Here is a 17,044-nt window from a genome sequence, read left to right as displayed (position 1 = left end):
ACGAACTCCTCAAGGGTTTTGCCCCGGGATCGGGATCCGGATGCGGGGCCGACCGCTGCCGCTGGTCGAGGGCCGCGGCGTCGGCGTGGTCTGCGTCGGCGTGGCCGTCGGGGCCGGCGTGGTGTTCGTCGGCTGCGCCGTCGGCTGACCCGGAATGGGGAAGGGGAGCGGGATCTGCGTGCTTCCCCAGGGGATCGGGATGCCGTTCGAGCCAAACGGGTTCGGGATGCCCGTCGGCGCGGTGCTCCCCGAGGCGGAGGGCTGCGGCGTCGAGGTGCCCGCGCCGCTCGTCGTCCCCGGAGGCTTGGTCCCGCCGACCGTGGTCGTCGTCTTCGGCACCGTGGTTTGCGGCACCGGCAGGTTCGTGTTCGCCGCGCCCGTCGTCTGGCTCGGCTGCTGCGCTCCCGGATCCGACGAGACGACCGTGGTGGTCGGCGGCTGCAGCGTGACGGGCTCGCTGCCGCTCTCCTCTTTGCTCGTGAGCTTCTGCCCGACGTACACGCCGCCGACGACCACGCCGGTCACGACGGTGGCGAGCAGGAGCATCAGCGCGATCGACGATCCGCCGCTGCGCTTTTGCTGGGCCTGATGCGTGGGCCGCGCCCCGATCGGGTTCATCGGCGAGGTGGGCCCATAGCCGGGCGGCGCGGGATACCCGTTCGCGGGCGGATAACCCGGCGCCGCGCCGTAGTTCGTCTGCACAGGCCCGTAGCCGCCGGCCGGGAGGGCTTGCCCGATCGCGGTGCCGCCGGGCCGCGGCGACATGTCGTACGCGCCGGGCGGCGCCGTATGCGAGGCGAGGGGCGCGGCAGGGGCCGTGGCGTCGTACCGCGGGCTCGGAGACAGGCTCTCGGTGAGGGGCTCGCCGATCGACGTGTGGGGCTGCCGGTGCGGCGGCGCATCGAACCCGCCGAGCGGCGTCGCGCCGACCTGCGGAGGCGGGATCGAGGGCTCACTGACCCCGGGCGGGGGTTTGTCGTCGGTCGGGGGCAGCGTCTTCGGGATGGGCGAGGCGCCGGCTGCTCCGGGCGTCACCGCGGCCGCGGGCGAGACGGCGGGCTTCGGCGTGACGCTGCCGGGCAGGGGCGTGGCGACCGCTGCGCCGGCCGCGCCGCTGCGCGTGCCGATGGCGAACGGCTCGAGCGCGCTCCGGAACTCGGCGACCGAGTTGTATCGATCGGGCGGCTTCGGCCCCATCGCGCGGTGCACGACGCTCGCGAGCTCGGGCGGCACGTGGGGCGCGAGGTCCGTGAGCTGCGCGATCTGCCCCGTGAGATAGGCCGAGGCGATCTGGTGCGGCTCGTCGCCGCCGACGGGCCGTCGACCGGCGAGCATCTCGAACACCATCACGCCGAGCGAGAAGATGTCGGCGCGCACGTCGACCGCGTCTGCGGAGTAGGCCTGCTCGGGGGCCATGTACTCGGGCGTCCCCATGATCACGCCGGGCCGCGTGAGGCCACGATCGAGCTCGCCCGTGACCTTCAGCTTGGCGATGCCGAAGTCGAGCAGCTTGAGGAGCGGCTCGCCCTTGGACCCGCGGGTGATCATGACGTTGTCGGGCTTGAGGTCGCGGTGCACGACGCCCGCGCGATGGGCGGCTTCGACGCCGTCGAGCATCTGGCTCGCGTACTCGAGCGCGTCGGCGTACGAGAGCCTCTGGCCTGCGTGGTAGAGCTCCTCGTAGAGGGTCTGGAGGGTCTTGCCCTCCAGGTACTCCATCACGATGAAGGCCTGCCCGGTCGACGTCTGGTCGACGTCGCTGACCCGTACGACGTGGGGGCTCTGGATCTGCGCCGACACGCGCGCTTCCTGAAGGAAGCGCTGCACGAGGCCTTGGCGTCGCGAGAGCTCGGGGTGGAGGAACTTGAGCGCCACGGTGGTGCCGAGCACCTCGTGACGCGCCTCGTACACGCTACCCATCCCGCCATCGCCGATGACGCGGACGAGCCGGTACTTGTTGTTGATGACCTGGCCGACCTGAGGGCGCATGGGGACCTGTGCGGCGCTACTTTGGACGCGGGAGAGTGTCACAGCCCTATGGACGAACGACAAAGAATTTCGTCCTGTGGAACGATGCGTTCATGATCCCGCGGTCCCAGGGCAGGGACGGGCGGGGCGGAAACGGAGATGGGCACGGAAATCGCGGGTGGGGGGTGAGCCGCGGCGGGGCAGGGGCCCCGGGCGGGGTCAGAGGGCGGCAAGGTCGTCCTCGGGGGCGTCGGCGGGTTGGCGGTAGCGGATACGGAAACAGTTATGGAAGCGGAGCCGGCGTGGGGCTCGCTCAGCGCTCCCCGTCCGTGGCGCTCGTCCGTTGCGCCTTCACGGGGCTGCCCGCGACGTCGACCATGGCACCGATCGCGTCCCGGAGCGCGTCGCCGAGCGGGTCGAGCACGTCTTGCGCGCAGATCATCTCGTAGTCCGCGGGGAGCTCGCCCGAGAGGAGCCACGCGCCGAGGTGCGCTTCGTCGCGCACCACCGCGATCACCTCCGGCTCGCCGTTCGTCGTCGCCACCAGCGCCCCGACGCTCGGGCCTTCGTGGAGGAGCTGCGCTTCCACCGCCGCGAGTCGCGTCGCCGTGAGCCGCGGACGCTTGCGCGCGAGTGCCGCTCGCACGTGGATCCTGAGCGGCAGCTTCGTCTCCGTCCGACTCCGCGGGAGCCTGTCGAGCAGCAGCGGCACGAGGCCGTCCGACGTGCGCAGCACGTGCACGAGACGGTTGCCCGAGGGCAAGAGCGTGACGCCTTCCAGATCCTCGTACGCGATCTCCACCGTTCCGCCGCGCACGAGCGGCAGCGCCGGGACCGTCAGCGTGCGCAGCCCGAGCACGATCGCGAGGTCTTGCCGAGCGCCGAAGCGTCTCGCCAAGACTGCCGCGTAGATCCCGCACGCGAAGAGCACCACGCCGAACCCGGCGAGCCCGAGGCCCGTCTTGCCGCCACGCGTGATCCCGGCAGAGAGGCCAAGCGCGAAGCCGAGCATGAGGAGCACCGCGAAGACCCAGAGCGTGCGTGCGGGGTTTCGCAGCGGCACGCGGAGCTCGCGCCCCAGACACGCCACCGAAAGCTCCGCGCGCTCGCGCCGGAGCTGCTCTCGTTCTCGTACTTTCGCTTGGCGTCCTTCCATCGTTCGTCGCTTTCCTCCCAGAGCCGCCCGAGCATGACGGAGAACAGCCGCGAAATGAAGCGACGGGGCGAACGCGGCACCGCAAAAAATCGTTCGCAGTTCAATGATGTGTCCGGTCGGTCGGACGTATTCCGTCCGCTAACGCACCGTGTCGGTCGTTATGCCTTTGATGCCCGGCCGAGTCGCATTACGAGCCCAAGAATGCGTTCAGCGATTCTGGGCGTCGGCCATTACGTGCCGACCAAGGTGGTGACCAACGACGACCTCGCTCGTTTGATGCCGACGAGCGACGAGTGGATCCAGCAGCGCACGGGGATCAAGGAGCGCCGGTTCATCGAGCACGACGGGATCGGCGCGAGCGACCTCGCCGTGCCGGCCGTGCAGATGGCCCTCGAGCGCGCGGGTCGGAAGGTCTCCGACGTCGACATGATCATCTTCGCGACCCTGAGCCCGGATCACTTCTTCCCCGGCTCGGGTTGTTTCCTCGGCGAGAAGCTCGGTCTGCCCGGCGTGCCCGCGCTCGACATCCGCAACCAGTGCTCGGGGTTCCTCTACGGGCTCAGCGTCGCGGACGCGTGGGTCCGCACCGGGGCGTACAAGAACATCCTCGTCGTGGGCGCCGAGGTGCATTCGACGGGCGTGGAGTTCACCGAGCGCGGCCGCGACGTGGCCGTGCTCTTCGGCGACGGCGCGGGCGCGGCGCTCGTGGGCCCGAGCCCGTCCGACGACCGCGGCCTCATCTCGATCCACCTGCACGCCGATGGTACGGGCGCAAAGGATCTCTGGATCCCCGCGCCGGCGTCGAAGCACATCCCGCGGATCACGCACAAGATGCTCGACGAGGGCGAGCAGTACCCGAAGATGATCGGCAAGCAGGTCTTCCGCTGGGCCACCGAGAAGATGCCCGAGGTCAGCCGCGAGGCGCTCGCCGCGGCCGGCATCGACATCAGCAGCATCGACCTGTTCGTCCCGCACCAGGCGAACATGCGCATCAACCAGTACGTGGCCGACAAGCTCGGTTTGCCGCAGGAGAAGGTCGTCCACAACATCGAGCGCTACGGCAACACGACGGCCGCGACGATCCCCATCGGCCTCAGCGAGTCCGTGGCCGAGGGCCGCATCAAGGAGGGCACGACCGTGCTGACGGCCGCCTTCGGCAGCGGCTACACCTGGGGCGCGGCCGTGCTCCGGTGGTAGAAGAGTCCGATGATTGCTCCCCCCATCCTCGACGCCATCGTCGATCGCGCGCTCGAAGAAGACCTCGCCGGCGGTGATCTCTCCGGCGAGGCCTGCGTCGACGCAGTCACGCTGGCCGACGCCGCCGCCGTCGCGCGCAAGGCCGTGATCGCTTGCGGCGCGGAGGTGTTCCGACGCGTGTTCACGCGGGTCGATCCGCGCTGCGTGGTGGAGACGCTCGTGCCCGACGGAAAAGAGGCGCCCGCCGGGACGACGCTCTGGCGCGTGCGAGGCCCTGCCCGCGCGGTGCTCGCGTCCGAGCGGACGGCGCTGAACCTCGTGCAGTGCATGACGGGCATCGCCACGGTCACGCGCCGCTACGTCGACGCGGTGCCGAAAGGCGCGCGGACACGCATCACCGACACGCGCAAGACCACGCCGGGCCTGCGCGCACTCGAGCGGTACGCCGTGCGCATGGGGGGCGGGATCAACCACAGGAACGATCTCGGCAGCGCCGTGATGATCAAGGACAACCACATCGTCGCGGCCGGCGGCATCACCCGCGCCGTCGAGCGCGCGCGGGCGCACGCGCCGCACACCTCGCGCATCGAGGTCGAGGTCGACTCACTCGTGCAACTCGAAGAAGCAATCGCGGCGGGCGCGGACATCATCCTGCTCGACAACTTCTCGACCGAGGACGTCGCGCGCGCCGTCGCCCGCGCGGCATCTCTCACGCCGCGGCCGATCCTCGAAGCCTCGGGTGGCATCACGCTCGAGCGCATCACGGAGCTCGCGCTCGCCGGCGTCGACGTGATCAGCGTCGGAGCCCTCACGCACTCGGCGCCCGCGGCCGACATCGGGCTCGATTTTCAGCTTTGAACGACCTCGATCCTCTCCGCATCGAAGCCGAGCTCGAAAGGCTCGGCGCGAGCATCGGCAAGCCCGTCGTCGTCGCCCCCGTCACAGCCTCGACAAACGACGACGCGCGCCGCGCCGCATCCGGAGGCGCGCCCCACGGCGCATCGTTCCTCGCCAACGCGCAGACCCAGGGCCGCGGCCGCAGCGGCCACACGTGGCACTCGCCGGCCGGGGAAAACCTGTACCTCTCCGTCGTCCTGCGCCCCAAGCTCGCGCCGCAAGCGTTGCCACCACTCGCACTCGTCCTCGGCGTCTGCGTCGCGCGTGTCGTCGACGAGCTGCTCGGGGCGAGCAAAGCGAGCGGCCCACGCGCGGGCGTCAAATGGCCGAACGACGTGCTCGTGGACGGCAAGAAGCTCGCGGGCCTGCTCGTCGAGACGGCCCTACGCGGCGGCGCGATCGACGCCGTCGTCGCGGGCATCGGGCTCAACGTGCACGCCTCCTCGTTCCCCGAAGAGCTCGCCTCCCGCGCGACCTCGCTCCACGTGCTCGGCGGACGCGGGCTCGACCGCTCGTCGATCGCCGCGCGTTTGCTCGTCGAGATCGGCCGCACCGTGCGCGTCTTCGAGGCCAACGGGCTCGACCCGTTCCTCGCCGAGCTCGACCACCGCGACGTCCTTCGCGGCGTGCCCATCGACGTCTCGGGCATCTCGGGCACGGCCGCAGGCATCGATCGCGAGGGCTACCTCCGTGTGATCACGAGCGACGGCGCCACACATCGCATCGGCTCGGGGAGCGTCACGACGCACGGTCCGCTCGGCTCGCCGGGCACTCGGGTTCGCGGCGGGCCTGGCGCAGGCGAAGCCGAGGGGTAAGAACGTCCCCGGCCGTGAAGGAAGACACCCTCGTCGTCCACGAGATTTATTCGAGCATCCAGGGCGAATCCACGTTCGCCGGGCTGCCGTGCACGTTCGTGCGTTTGACCGGCTGCAACCTGCGTTGCTCCTGGTGCGACACGACGCAGGCCTTTCACGGCGGAAAACGAATGCCGCGCAGCGAGGTACGGGAGAAGGCGCTCGCATTCGGCACGCCGCTCGTCGAGCTCACGGGAGGCGAGCCACTCCTGCAGCCCGGCGCAATCCCGCTCCTGCGCGAGCTCTGCGACGCAGGACGAACGGTGCTCGTGGAGACGAGCGGCGAGGCCGACGTCTCGCGCGTCGATCCACGCGTCCACAAGATCATGGACCTCAAGGCACCCGGCAGCGGCGAGAGCCATCGCAACCGCTGGTCGAACCTCGTGCACATCAGCCCGCGCGACGAGATCAAGTTCGTGCTGGCCGATCGCACCGACTACGAGTGGATGCGCACCGTGATCCACGAGCGCAACCTCGCGCAGCTCAACTGCACGCTGCTCGCGTCCGCCGTCTGGGGCAAACTCTCCCCGAAGGATCTCGTAGCCTGGGTGCTCGAGGACAGCCTGCTCGTGCGCGTGCAGATCCAGCTCCACAAGGTGATCTGGGGCGCGGACACGCAGGGCGTTTGATACTGGCGCCGTAGCGCCGGGGCGCTGCCCCGGGCCCCGCGGGGGCTGTTCGCCCCTCGACCCGAACCAGGGCAAGCCCTGGACTCGTGGTGGAAGAACTGCGCGATGCGCAGTTCTTCCAACGGGCCGGTGGCAAGACCAGGGACAGCGTTGCCAGTCACGGCGGTCTTGGTTGGCAGGGCCTTCGCTGGTCTTGCCTCGGCCTGTTCGATGAACTGCGCATCGCGCAGTTCATCGACCCCGGGTCCAGCCCCTGGCTGGTCCGGGTCCAGGGGCGGACAGCCCCTGGTGGGGCCTGGGGCAACGCCCCAGCGCAGCGGCTTCGGCCTCGTTCAGCGGTGGAGCGGGCTGTTCTTGAACCGCTCGATCAGCGCGTCGAGTGCTGGCTGATCTCCCGGGCGAGCGCTGCGCTTCGCGGCTTCCACGAGTGCTGGCGTTGACGGGTGATCCACCATCAGCACGGCCTTTGTGATGGCTGTACGCGCCTCGCCCTCGTAGCGCAGGTACGAATCCACGAGTGCCTGCGCTGCGGCTGCGCGCACGGCATCTTCCTCGCCGCTTGCCGCGATGATTGGCGTCTTCCAGGCCCATGCGGAGCCCACGTCGCCGAGCGATCGCGCCACGAGGATCGCCGTCTCCGCGTCCGGACGCGCGCGCAGCGTGGATGCGAGTGCCTCGGCCACCACGAGCCTCCGGCAATCGCCCATCCCTGCGAGCACGCCCTTCTGCTTCGGGCCCTCTTTCTTCGCCATCTCGACGAGCTTCCGCGCCGCTGCGTCCGTGCCGAGCTTGCCGAGTGCCGAGGCCGCGGCACGCACGAGATCCGTGTCCATCTCCGTCACGTCGATGACCGCGAAGAGCACGGGTGCTGCGCGACCGTCCCTGAGCGCGCCCACGGCTTCCACGAGGCCCACGCGCCACGCGTGCCACGCGTCGTCGGGCATGTCTCCGCGCGGCTTCGCTTCGACTGCGAGCTCGTTCAGCATCGGCAGCAGCGCGTCCTTGCCGAGACCCTTCAAGATCGCCGCGACGGGCACGTACCGGCCGCGCTTTTGCGCGTCGAGCGCGGGCATGTCCTCGCGCAGCCGCGCGAGCGTGTCGAACGCTGCGGGGTTCTCCTTGCGCGCGACACCGATTGCCTGGACGAGCGTCGCCCGATCCTGCGCTGCGATCCGATCCGGCCCGATCCACACGCCTTCGGCCGCGCTCGCTGCGCCCGTGAACGCCGAGAGCAAGAGCCCTGCTGCGAGCAGCCCGATCCCCAAGACACGCTTCGCCTTCATAGTGCACCTTCCCACCAGGGGTTCGTTTCCGGCACGACCCGCGTCGTGTTCGACCCGCAATGCACCTCTCCGTCGTTGCGGTGGTAGAGGTTCCAGTTCTCGATGAAGCTCACCGTGATCCCGTAGGGCTTGAATGCCTCGATGAGCTGCGCCTCGAAGATGTCCTCTCCGTTGATGGTCGGGCCGTGCGGCTTCGGTGCGCCGAAGACCGTGTCCGAGAGGTAGATGCCGTTCACCGTGCCCGGCTGGTAGGCCACCGAGTAACCCTCCGCCGGCTGGTGCAAGAACGGGATGCGGATGATCTCGGCGTCCGTGATGCCCGTCTCCTGCTTCAGCACCTCGAGCTGCCCGGCGACCTCGACCGCGGAGGATGCGCTCTCGTTCATCACGTCGGGGTCGTTCAGCACCTCGTCGATCGTGACCTCGGCGGGCACGTTGCCCCACCAGTATTGGCCGACGAACATGGGCACGTCGCCGTGCCCGGCCGCCTGCGCGTCCTCGAGCATCTGCTTCGCGAGCGCGGCGTCGTTCAGGCCGAGTGCCCAGCCGCGCGGCGTGTTTGCCTTGATGAACGTCGTCGTCTCGTCGACGTGACCGACCAGCAGCCACTCCGTGTCGATGTAGATGATCGGCTGCGCGCCTTGCGCGCTCACCATGCGATCGAAGCTCTTGTCCGGGTAGTACGAGGGCGTCGAGCCGCGCAGCACCCGACCGTTCGGGTAGCTCTTGCCGCCATGCGTGTAGGGCGGAACGGTCTCCAGGTTGCCGAACGAGTTCAGCGAATCCATCTGGTTCGAGTGCGCTGAATCGAACTGCGCGAGGCCCCCGACGTCCTTGCCGCGGAGCGCGAACACGATCCGGCCCGCGGGGCGCAGGCTGCCCGTGTGGTTCGCCGAGCGGAAGTTCACGTGCATCACCTGTTGCTTGCCGCCGGCGCCGGGCATCGAGGTGTACGCCGTTTCGAAGTAGTCCTGCGTCCACTGATCCGAGCTCGCGTGCTCGTAGAGCGACTCGGACAGACCCGCGGTCTGCATGGCCGCCTTCAGGTCGTTGCGGAACGCGGTCGACGAGGACTGCCCCTGCACGTTCGCCGCGTAGATCGTGCGCGCCGGGTGCAGGTGGTGGCGGAACAGCACCGGCGCCACGCGAAGCCGCACCGTGTCCTTCGTCTCCGGCATCGGCGCGCCTGAGGGATCGGTGCCCGTCACCGTGAGCGAGACGTCGACGAACCCGTCCCACACCGTCTCATCGCGCACGATGTCGCGCGCCTCGATCGCGAACTCGACGCCGGCCGCGAGATCTGCGGAGCGGAGCTTCGTCGCGACATTGAAGACCTCGAACGACCCCAGCGCGGTCTTCCGGAAGAGCCGGACCTGCTCCGGCGCGCTCACCGTGATCGTGCCCTCGGCGTCGGCGTATGCCTCCGGCCACGGAGCGGCCACGATCCGCGCGAGATCTGCGAGATCGTCCTCCCCGTTCACCACCGTGTCGGCGGCGTCGTTGCACGCGACGAGCTGCGCATCGGCCTGGCCGCTCGGGGGGCACAGCTCCTGATCGTCGTCGACGTTGGCGAGGAAGATCGCGCCGTGCGCGCCGTCCCACGTGTCCTCGCCTTGATCTTCGGTGGGATCGTCGAGATCGATCGTGCCGTTGCGGTTCACGTCGGCGCGCAGATCGACGGGGCCCTTCGGCCCTCCGCCGCCTTGTCCCGCGCCGCCTTGTCCCGCGCCGCCCTGACCCGCGCCGCCTTGTCCTGCGCCGCCCCCGACGCCTGGGCCCGAGTTGAACCCGAGATCCTCGTCGGCTCCGCCGCACCCTGCCGCGAGCGCGGCTCCCGAGAGCGTCGCGGCGCACAGCCACGTCCATCGTCTACGCATTCGTTTCACCTCGAACGAGTATCGTCCCGCGTGAGGGAATCGATGTAGGCCGATCGAAAGCCGCGCCGCAACGGCCGAATCGTTACGAACTGTGTGGGTTCACGTGAGGTGAGAATGTTTCGTCGAGTGTGCTCTGGGCGGGAAAACGCACGCTGTGGAGCTCACCCCCGCGTTGCAGTCTGCGCGTCTTTTTCGTCGCCGCGGAAGCGCGCCTCGGCCTTCTTGGGATCGCAGATGAGCAGAAGCGGGATCGCGGCGACCTGCACGATCGCGGCGATGAGGATCGCGCGCGCGTAGCCGAGATGATCTGCCATCCATCCGCCGTACCGCGCGGTGAACGAGTAGCAGAGGTTCGTCATGGCCATGTAGGCCGTGAACTGCGTGGCTCCGACGGCCGGGTTCGTGAGCCGCATGAAGAACTTCAGCGCCGCCGCGCTGTAGAAGCAGATCCCGATCTGCAGCAGCGCCTGGTAGGCGACGAGAAACCCGTAATGAGGCCAGAGACCGGAGAGCGTCGCGAAGAGCGCCATGACGCCTCCGATCCAGGCCATGCCCGCGGCGATCGCCTTGTGCATGCCGAAGCGGTCCGCGAGCGCGCCGCCGACGAGCGAGCCCACGATCCCCGCGGGCGCATCGATGACGCTCAGCAGGAAGAGCGCCTCCTCGGAGAGCCCGAGGTCCTTGCGGTAGAGACGCGTCGTGAACGTTCCGACGAGCGCGAAGCCGGCCGGCGCGAGGAACGCGACGAGGAACCCCGCGAGCGTCGAGGGGAACTTGAGCGTGCGGATGAGCTCATGGACGTCGAGACGCCTGCCCTCACGCCCGAGGCGCGTGTCCTCGCTCGGCGGCCGCTCCCGCACGAGCAGCGGCACGATCATGATCAGCCACACGGGCAAGGTCATCGCGACGAACGTCGCCTGCCATCCGATGTGCTTTGCGATCACCGCGCCGCTCGATCCGAGCGTGACGCCGAGGGTCTTGCCGGCCCACATGATGCTGTTGGCGCGGCCCGTCTCGTTCGCCGGCAGGATGTCCACCGCGAGCCCGTCCACGGCCAGGTCCTGCAGCGCGGCGAACGTGTTGTGCGCGAACAGGAGCACGTTGATCAAGCCGAGCCGACTCGGATCCGCGGCCGCGAGCGCGAGCAGCGGCAGGCCCATCAGGATCTCGGCGAGGATGATGAACGGGCGCCGCCGTCCGAACCGGCCGCCGCGGTACCGATCGAGCAGCGGCCCATAAAAGACCTTAAAACTCCAGGGCAGGTAGGCGATCCCCATGACCGTGCCGAGGGCTTCGTTGCTGAGGCCGCGATCGATCAGGAAGACGCGGTAGCCGCCCGCGAGGAAGCCCCACGGGATGCCCTGCGCGAGGTAGAGCAAGCCGAAGAAGATGAAGCGGAGGATGCGGCTCTCCGCGAGCGTCGTGCCGCGCGGCGGCTTCGGTGGATCGACCTCCGCGGGAGCCAGGTAGGGGTTCTCGGCCGGCTCGCTCATCGAGCCGAGGCTATCACGCCTCGTCGTCGCCCGAGGTCTCCGGGGCGCGGCGATCGCGCAGCCTCGGGAAGAGCGTCGCGCGGATCGACGCGGCCGGCTCGCCGAAGAGCGCTTCGAGGCGCGCGTAGACGACGCCCACGAGCCGGCCTTTCGGCGGGCGGAGCGTGGCGTGTACGAACGCGACATCGACCTCGATGCCCGCGTGCGACGAGGCGTCCGCGGCGAGCTCGCTCGCCCGTTCCGCGCCGCGATCGCGGTCCTTCGTCGTGCGGATGCGGATGCGCAGGCCCGCGCGGAGCAGCGCGTGGTAGCTCGCCATCCACGCCATCCACGGCTCGATCGCGCCGCCCGCGAGAGCTCTTCGGACCGCGGCGAGGCGCGTGTCGATGACGTCGAGCGGCAAGGTGTCGAGCTCGTGCAGCGCGCCTGGGAAGCGCTCGGCGAGGGCCTTGAACACGGCGCGCTCGGGGATCGGTTCGCCGCGATCCCGAGCGCGCCGGAGCTCCGCGATCTCGGCGTATTTGCTTTCGAGCGCCACGAGCGCCTCGCGGCTCGGCGCGGGCGCCTTCACAGCCACGCGTACGGGAAGGCCGTCACGTCGCCGATCGCCCGCGCGCCGAGGCCGAGCGCGACGAGCCGATCGATGCCGAGCGCATTGCCCGCCGCGGGGGGCATGCCCTCCGCGAGCGCCGCGAGGAACCGCTCGTCGATCGGATAGACGGCTTTGCCCTCGGCGCGCCGCTGCGCCTGATCCCGCTCGAACCGCGCGCGTTGCTCGATCGGATCCGTCAGCTCGCCGAAGCCGTTGCACACTTCCAAGCTGCCCACGTAGAGCTCGAAGCGCTCGGCGACACGTGGATCGTCCGGGCAGAGGCGCGCGAGCGAGGCGAACGGGGCAGGGTATTCGACGAGGAAGACCGGCCGACCGAGGCGCGCGAGGCTCGGCTCGACCTCGTCGACGAGCAGCCGGAAGAACCGGTCCTCGTCCTCGCTCGCCATCGTGATCGCCTCGTCCGCGCTCGTGCCCGCGTACCGCGCGAACGCCTCGCCGACCGAGATCCGCTCGAACGGCGCTGCGAGATCCACGCGCGTTCCCTCGACCTCGATCACGCTCGTCCCCGCGAGCTTCGACACGACCGATCGCACGAGCTCTTCCGTGTCCGCGACGACCGCGTCCATCGGCGCGAAGGCGCGGTACCACTCGAGCATCGTGAACTCGGGGTTGTGCCGGCTGCCGATCTCGCCGCGGCGATAACAGCGCGCGAGCTGGAAACAGCGCGGCACGCCGCCCGCGAGCAGACGCTTCATCTGGTACTCGGGCGACGTGATGAGCCAGAGCGGGCGACCCTCGGGAGCACCCTCCACCCCGAACGCATCGAGGTGCAGATCGAGGCCGGGGCAGGGGACCATCGAGGGCGTCTCGACCTCCAGAAAACCCCGACGAACGAAGAACGATCGCACCTCGGCGAGCGCCTCGGCCCGGGCCCGGAGCGCGCGCCCCACGCCACGGAACACGAGCCGCTCGGCCTCGGTCTTCGGCGCCTCGCTCGCCGCGCCTTGCGAGACGTTCGGCGCGTTCGGCGTGCGCCGCTCGATCACGCGGCCCTCTGCGAGCTTGCCCGCGACGAACGAGACCTCGACGACGGCGAGATCCGCGGGCGTGAGAGATCCTTCGGCGAGCGTGATCGTCACGCGCGCGAACGCATCGGCGAGGACGACCTCGTCGTCCACGACCTCGAGCACCCGACCCGCCACGCGGATCGGCCCGGGCGCGCCCGCGAGCGTGTCGAGATCACTCGGCGCGAACGGAAGCGAAAGAGGTTCGGTCGACGTCGGCACGCGCTGGGCCCTAGCCCCCGCTGCCCCCGGCGCCGCCCGCACCACCAGCCCCGCCTGCGCCGCCCGCGCCGCCCGCGCCACCTGCGCCGCCCGCGCCGCCTGCGCCGCCGGTTCCGCCTGCGCCGCCGGTTCCGCCTGCGCCGCCTTCGCCGCCTTCGCCACCTGTGCCCCCGGCCCCGCCTGCGCCACCGACGCCGCCGGTGAGCGCCCCGGGCGTGCACGCGGGCTCGTCACTGCCCGTCGGCGGGCAGCAGATGTCCGAGTTGCCGAGCAACTCGGCCTTCGACACGCACACGAGGCCGTCCTCGCAGTCCGTGTTGTTGTTGTCGATGCTGCAGGCCTGACCCACGCCCTGGTTCGAACACGCGGCGAAGGCGAGGCCCGCGGTGAGCGCAACCAGGACGAACCCCGGGAAGATACGGCGTGAAATCACGCCGGCTCTCTTATCATTTTTCCCGCGCCTGCTCCGGTCCCTCGTACGCCGCCTTGTTCTTCGCGTCGATGGCGTCCACGAAGAGGCTCATGTACCGGCCCGCGCTCCACAACGAGAACACGAGCGACGTGTAGATGAGCAGCCGCCCCACGTGCACGAGGTCGACGACGCCGAAGTCGAAGATGCCGATCGTGAACCAGTAGGGGTAGCCGAGGATCAGGCACACGATCCCGATCATCTGCAGCGCCGTCTTCGTCTTCCCACCCTCGCCCGCGGCGATGATGATGCCCTCGGACGAGGCGATCGAGCGCAGGGCCGTGATCGTGATCTCGCGTGAGATCAGGAGCACCACGGCCCACGCCGAGATCCGCCCCATCGGCACGAGCCAGACGAGCGTGCCCGTGACGATGAGTTTGTCCGCGAGCGGATCGAGGAACTTGCCGAGCACGCTCACGAGGCCCTGCCGTCGCGCGAGCCAGCCGTCGAGCATGTCCGTGATCGCGGCGAGCGCGTAGACGGCCGCGGCCCAGAAGCAGTCGTGCGGGCTGCCGCGACCGAGCAGGATCAGCACGATCGGGATCATGACGATCCGGGCGAACGTCAGGAGGTTCGGGACGTTTCGCGCGTCCTCCCAGAGCGTTTTCCGTCGCGCGGCCTTGATCTGCCGCAGCGACGCCTTGTCCACCTTCGAGCCGCTAGCGACCATGGAGCAGCACCGTGCCCTCGCCACTGAAGACCACAAAACTCTTCGCGCCGGCGGGCGCCTCGCTCGGGGGCAACGCGCGCGGGATGACGCGGCCCATCCAGCCGAGGACACTCGGCGCGTAGAGCGCGGAGCTTTTGCCCTCGCGGACGTCGAGCGCGAGCATCGGCCCCTTGAGGCGCGCCACGAGCGTGCCCGGGCCGCGGAGCTGCACCATGCCGACCGCCTCACCGTCACCCACGGGCATACGGCCGTTCTCGTAGCTCATCGCCCCTTCGAAGCCACCGAGCAGATCCTCGCGCAGGTAGAGCGGCTCTTCTTCGAGGCTGATCGACACGAGCTCGTGATCGGGCGGCGGCGCGAGGACGAGATCGCCGCGGCCTTCGAGCTCGACGATCACATCCCCCTCGCCGCCGAGCGGCTCTTCGAGCGACTTCCCGCGCATCCTGCGCATCAGCGACTTGTGACGAAGGCCGTTCGTGTAGGCCATCGAGCGGACGAGCGAGGGACGCACCGCAAAACCGCTGCTCGCCGCCACGAGCAAGACGCCGCCCGGGTGCGCCGCGATCTTCCCCTCCGCGGGAAACGTCAACGTATGTCGCCGGCCGAGGTCGGTCGGCGAGAGCGGTCCGCGCGGCGGCGAGTCGGACTTCGCCGCGCCGTTGGTCGTCGCGTTCGCGGCAGGCGTGGCGCGCGCGGGCGGACCCTCCGCGGCGGCGAGTAGCGCATCCCAGCCGGCCGAGACCGACTGCGGCAGCGCGCTCGAAGGGTTGAGGTCCATCGTGCGATCGAGCTCGGTGAACGATCCCGGCGGCATCGAGGGCTTGCGCTGGGGGTTCGACGTGCCTCCAGTCGCATCCGCGAGCCGTCGCGCCATCGCCTCGTGACCGCCGCGCGTGAACGCGTGGAGCGCGCGCTCCGTGTCGCCGAGCGCCTGGTGCGCGAGGCCGAGGTAGCCCCACGCGCGCTGGTGGTTCGCGTGCTGCGCGACCACTCTTTCGAGCTCCAGCCGTGCCCGCGCGGGTTGCCCCGTCTTCAGGAAGCAGAGCGCGAGGTTCACGCGCGGCTCGAAGGATTCCGGGTGCGCCAGGACGAGCTTTTCGTAGATCGCGATGGCCCGCGGATAGAGGCCGAGCCGGAAGTAGACGACGCCGAGCAGGTCCTGGCCCTGCGGATCCGCGGGCGAGAGCTCGAGCGCTTGTTCCAGCTCGACCCGCGCCTCCACGACGCGGTTGTCCTGCAGGAGCTCGCCGCCGCGGTACAGGTGGAAGAGAAAGTCCTCCCCGGGATCACCCGAGGGAGGGCGCGGCGGGGATACTCGATCGGCCACGGCGCGAAGGGTACACGATGATCGCCGCAGGAAAAGGGCGGGCGCTGTGTTTCGCGTACCGAACCAGGTGCGTCAGGGAACGGAGGCCGCCGCGGCGATCGCCTCTTCCAGCGTGAAAACGCGCTCATACAGCGCGCGCCCCACGATCGCGGCAGCCACGCCCGGGACACGCGCGAGCGCGCGGAGGTGCTCGAGGGTGCCCACGCCACCCGACGCGATCACGGAAAACCCTCCCTTCTCGGCGAGCGCCGCAGTCGCCGTGACGTTCGGCCCAGCCTGCGTTCCATCCCGCGAAACGTCGGTATACAGGAGCGCGGCCACCGGCGCGCCCGCGAGATCCCGCGCGACGTCGAGCGCCATGCGCGTCGACGTCTGCACCCACCCTTCCACCGCGACGAACCCATCCTTCGCATCGAGCGCGACCACCACACGCCCCGGGTGCGCCGTCGCGAGCGCGCGCACCATCGCAAGATCACGGATCGCCGCGGTGCCGAGCACGACCTTGTCAGCCCCGAGCGCGAGGTACTCCTCCGCAGTCTCGGCCGATCGCACCCCGCCGCCGACCTCGACGCCCGGCCCGAACGCTTGCACGACCGCGCGAACGAGCTCCTTCTGCACGGGACGACCGTCCCGCGCGCCCTCGAGATCGACCACGTGCAGCGCCTCGACCTTGCCCCGGAGCTTCGCCGCGAGCCCCACGGGATCCGCGTCGTAGACGGTGACGGCGTCGTAGCGCCCTTGATGCAAGCGGACGGCCTTGCCCTCGAAGAGATCGATCGCAGGGAGGATCAGCATGACGACCCGTGGCCTACGATGGAACCAGGCCGAGGAAAAGCTACGCTCTCGCGCATCATGCGCGAACGCATCGCCGAGACCCTCGGAGACGTCCACTGGAGCGACCTCCGCGCGCACGTCGCGCGCGATGCGGTCATCATCGTCGACGACGCGCTCGATCTGCTCGACGTGGGCGTGGCCCTCGCGAAGAACGACGTGCCCTCCGTCGACGCATGGATCCGCGCAGGCAAACTCCAGAAGCCCACGGCCGAGGAGCTCACACGCTGGTCGCTCGACGCGAGCACGCGTTTCCGCGCAGCCATCGTGCAGCCGTTCGTTTTGATCCGACGGCCCGCCGCGAAGGCTTTGTCTTAGAGGGCCGGAGCCGTTGCGCCGGGGCGCTGCCCCGGGCCCCGCGGGGGCTATCCGCCCCTCGACCCGGACCAGGGCAAGCCCTGGACCTCAGGGGGAAGAACTGCGCATCGCGCAGTTCTTCCCACAGGCCGGTGGGACCGCCCCGCCCGTCGAGACGTCAGCGCTGCTGTCTTGGTTGGCAAGATCGTCGCCGGTCTTGAACCCCCGGCTCGTTCGATGAACTGCGCATCGCGCAG

At 69.9% G+C, this 17,044-nt stretch carries 16 protein-coding genes; 5 read left to right on the top strand and 11 right to left on the bottom strand.

The window, feature by feature from the left end; genetic code table 11:
* Nucleotides 1–9: 9 nt before the first annotated feature.
* Together KEG38_RS36495 and KEG38_RS36490 are read right to left on the bottom strand one after the other, a co-directional pair.
* Nucleotides 10–1,989: a serine/threonine-protein kinase gene (locus KEG38_RS36495; RefSeq protein WP_272425020.1), complete on the bottom strand. Its 1,980-nt coding sequence runs from the start codon at nt 1,987–1,989 to the stop codon at nt 10–12.
* Between the two features lie 292 nt (nt 1,990–2,281).
* Complete coding sequence (locus tag KEG38_RS36490) at nt 2,282–3,124, bottom strand: hypothetical protein (RefSeq protein ID WP_272425019.1); 843 nt, start codon at nt 3,122–3,124, stop codon at nt 2,282–2,284.
* A 201-nt stretch (nt 3,125–3,325) separates the two neighbouring features.
* Between KEG38_RS36490 and KEG38_RS36485 the strand changes: the two genes are divergently transcribed.
* The 4 genes from KEG38_RS36485 to KEG38_RS36470 are packed head-to-tail and all read left to right on the top strand — an operon-like array spanning nt 3,326 to nt 6,701.
* Nucleotides 3,326–4,321, top strand: a complete 996-nt coding sequence (locus KEG38_RS36485) for a 3-oxoacyl-ACP synthase III family protein (protein ID WP_272425018.1) — start codon at nt 3,326–3,328, stop codon at nt 4,319–4,321.
* 9 nt (nt 4,322–4,330) lie between these two features.
* Nucleotides 4,331–5,179: a carboxylating nicotinate-nucleotide diphosphorylase gene (gene nadC, locus KEG38_RS36480; RefSeq protein ID WP_272425017.1), complete on the top strand. Its 849-nt coding sequence runs from the start codon at nt 4,331–4,333 to the stop codon at nt 5,177–5,179.
* Nucleotides 5,176–6,033 carry a biotin--[acetyl-CoA-carboxylase] ligase gene (locus KEG38_RS36475; protein WP_272425016.1) on the top strand — a complete coding sequence of 286 codons (858 nt, stop codon included), beginning with the start codon at nt 5,176–5,178 and terminating at the stop codon, nt 6,031–6,033. Before nadC ends, KEG38_RS36475 begins: the two co-directional genes overlap by 4 nt.
* Nucleotides 6,034–6,047: 14 nt before the next feature.
* The gene (locus KEG38_RS36470; protein ID WP_272425015.1) at nt 6,048–6,701 is read left to right on the top strand and encodes a radical SAM protein; all 654 of its coding nucleotides are present in this window, start codon (nt 6,048–6,050) and stop codon (nt 6,699–6,701) included.
* Nucleotides 6,702–7,033: 332 nt separating this feature from the next.
* Here KEG38_RS36470 and KEG38_RS36465 read toward each other — a convergent pair whose 3' ends face one another.
* The 9 genes from KEG38_RS36465 to KEG38_RS36425 all read right to left on the bottom strand — a co-directional run bounded on the left by KEG38_RS36465 (nt 7,034) and on the right by KEG38_RS36425 (nt 16,454).
* Nucleotides 7,034–7,984, bottom strand: coding sequence for a hypothetical protein (locus KEG38_RS36465; protein ID WP_272425014.1), 951 nt, complete (start codon nt 7,982–7,984; stop codon nt 7,034–7,036).
* On the bottom strand, nt 7,981–9,861 hold the full coding sequence (locus tag KEG38_RS36460; RefSeq protein WP_272425013.1) for a protein-arginine deiminase family protein: 1,881 nt from the start codon (nt 9,859–9,861) through the stop codon (nt 7,981–7,983). Before KEG38_RS36460 ends, KEG38_RS36465 begins: the two co-directional genes overlap by 4 nt.
* 161 nt (nt 9,862–10,022) lie before the next feature.
* Nucleotides 10,023–11,354, bottom strand: coding sequence for an MFS transporter (locus KEG38_RS36455; RefSeq protein WP_272425012.1), 1,332 nt, complete (start codon nt 11,352–11,354; stop codon nt 10,023–10,025).
* 13 nt (nt 11,355–11,367) lie between these two features.
* Nucleotides 11,368–11,931, bottom strand: a complete 564-nt coding sequence (locus KEG38_RS36450; protein ID WP_272425011.1) for a hypothetical protein — start codon at nt 11,929–11,931, stop codon at nt 11,368–11,370.
* On the bottom strand, nt 11,922–13,193 hold the full coding sequence (gene epmA / locus KEG38_RS36445) for an EF-P lysine aminoacylase EpmA (RefSeq protein ID WP_272425010.1): 1,272 nt from the start codon (nt 13,191–13,193) through the stop codon (nt 11,922–11,924). Before epmA ends, KEG38_RS36450 begins: the two co-directional genes overlap by 10 nt.
* Before the next feature lie 10 nt (nt 13,194–13,203).
* Nucleotides 13,204–13,626, bottom strand: coding sequence for a hypothetical protein (locus KEG38_RS36440; RefSeq protein ID WP_272425009.1), 423 nt, complete (start codon nt 13,624–13,626; stop codon nt 13,204–13,206).
* A gap of 13 nt (nt 13,627–13,639) precedes the next feature.
* Complete coding sequence (gene pgsA / locus KEG38_RS36435; RefSeq protein ID WP_272425008.1) at nt 13,640–14,332, bottom strand: CDP-diacylglycerol--glycerol-3-phosphate 3-phosphatidyltransferase; 693 nt, start codon at nt 14,330–14,332, stop codon at nt 13,640–13,642.
* Nucleotides 14,322–15,659 (bottom strand): tetratricopeptide repeat protein, encoded by a 1,338-nt coding sequence (locus KEG38_RS36430; RefSeq protein WP_272425007.1) that lies wholly within the window; start codon nt 15,657–15,659, stop codon nt 14,322–14,324. The genes pgsA and KEG38_RS36430 overlap by 11 nt, the downstream gene beginning before the upstream one ends.
* A gap of 72 nt (nt 15,660–15,731) precedes the next feature.
* Nucleotides 15,732–16,454: a HisA/HisF-related TIM barrel protein gene (locus KEG38_RS36425; RefSeq protein WP_272425006.1), complete on the bottom strand. Its 723-nt coding sequence runs from the start codon at nt 16,452–16,454 to the stop codon at nt 15,732–15,734.
* Nucleotides 16,455–16,511: 57 nt separating this feature from the next.
* Here KEG38_RS36425 and KEG38_RS36420 point away from each other — a divergent pair, with 57 nt between their 5' ends.
* Nucleotides 16,512–16,808, top strand: a complete 297-nt coding sequence (locus tag KEG38_RS36420; protein WP_272425005.1) for a DUF2288 domain-containing protein — start codon at nt 16,512–16,514, stop codon at nt 16,806–16,808.
* The last annotated feature ends 236 nt before the right edge of the window (nt 16,809–17,044 follow it).

The sequence above is a fragment of the Polyangium jinanense genome (genome assembly GCF_028435265.1).
Classification (GTDB): Bacteria; Myxococcota_A; Polyangia; order Polyangiales; family Polyangiaceae; genus Polyangium; species Polyangium jinanense.
Note: the sequence above shows the minus strand (reverse complement) of the source record. Positions and strands in the feature narration are given on the sequence as shown.

What these genes read in the sequence shown, in the direction of transcription:
- KEG38_RS36465 (WP_272425014.1), bottom strand. Translation starts at nt 7,984, where the DNA reads ATGAAGGCGAAGCGTGTCTTGGGGATCGGGCTGCTCGCAGCAGGGCTC.
- KEG38_RS36460 (WP_272425013.1), bottom strand. Translation starts at nt 9,861, where the DNA reads ATGCGTAGACGATGGACGTGGCTGTGCGCCGCGACGCTCTCGGGAGCC.
- pgsA (WP_272425008.1), bottom strand. Translation starts at nt 14,332, where the DNA reads ATGGTCGCTAGCGGCTCGAAGGTGGACAAGGCGTCGCTGCGGCAGATC.
- KEG38_RS36425 (WP_272425006.1), bottom strand. Translation starts at nt 16,454, where the DNA reads ATGCTGATCCTCCCTGCGATCGATCTCTTCGAGGGCAAGGCCGTCCGC.
- KEG38_RS36420 (WP_272425005.1), top strand. Translation starts at nt 16,512, where the DNA reads ATGCGCGAACGCATCGCCGAGACCCTCGGAGACGTCCACTGGAGCGAC.
- KEG38_RS36495 (WP_272425020.1), bottom strand. Translation starts at nt 1,989, where the DNA reads ATGCGCCCTCAGGTCGGCCAGGTCATCAACAACAAGTACCGGCTCGTC.
- nadC (WP_272425017.1), top strand. Translation starts at nt 4,331, where the DNA reads ATGATTGCTCCCCCCATCCTCGACGCCATCGTCGATCGCGCGCTCGAA.
- KEG38_RS36490 (WP_272425019.1), bottom strand. Translation starts at nt 3,124, where the DNA reads ATGGAAGGACGCCAAGCGAAAGTACGAGAACGAGAGCAGCTCCGGCGC.
- KEG38_RS36485 (WP_272425018.1), top strand. Translation starts at nt 3,326, where the DNA reads ATGCGTTCAGCGATTCTGGGCGTCGGCCATTACGTGCCGACCAAGGTG.
- KEG38_RS36455 (WP_272425012.1), bottom strand. Translation starts at nt 11,354, where the DNA reads ATGAGCGAGCCGGCCGAGAACCCCTACCTGGCTCCCGCGGAGGTCGAT.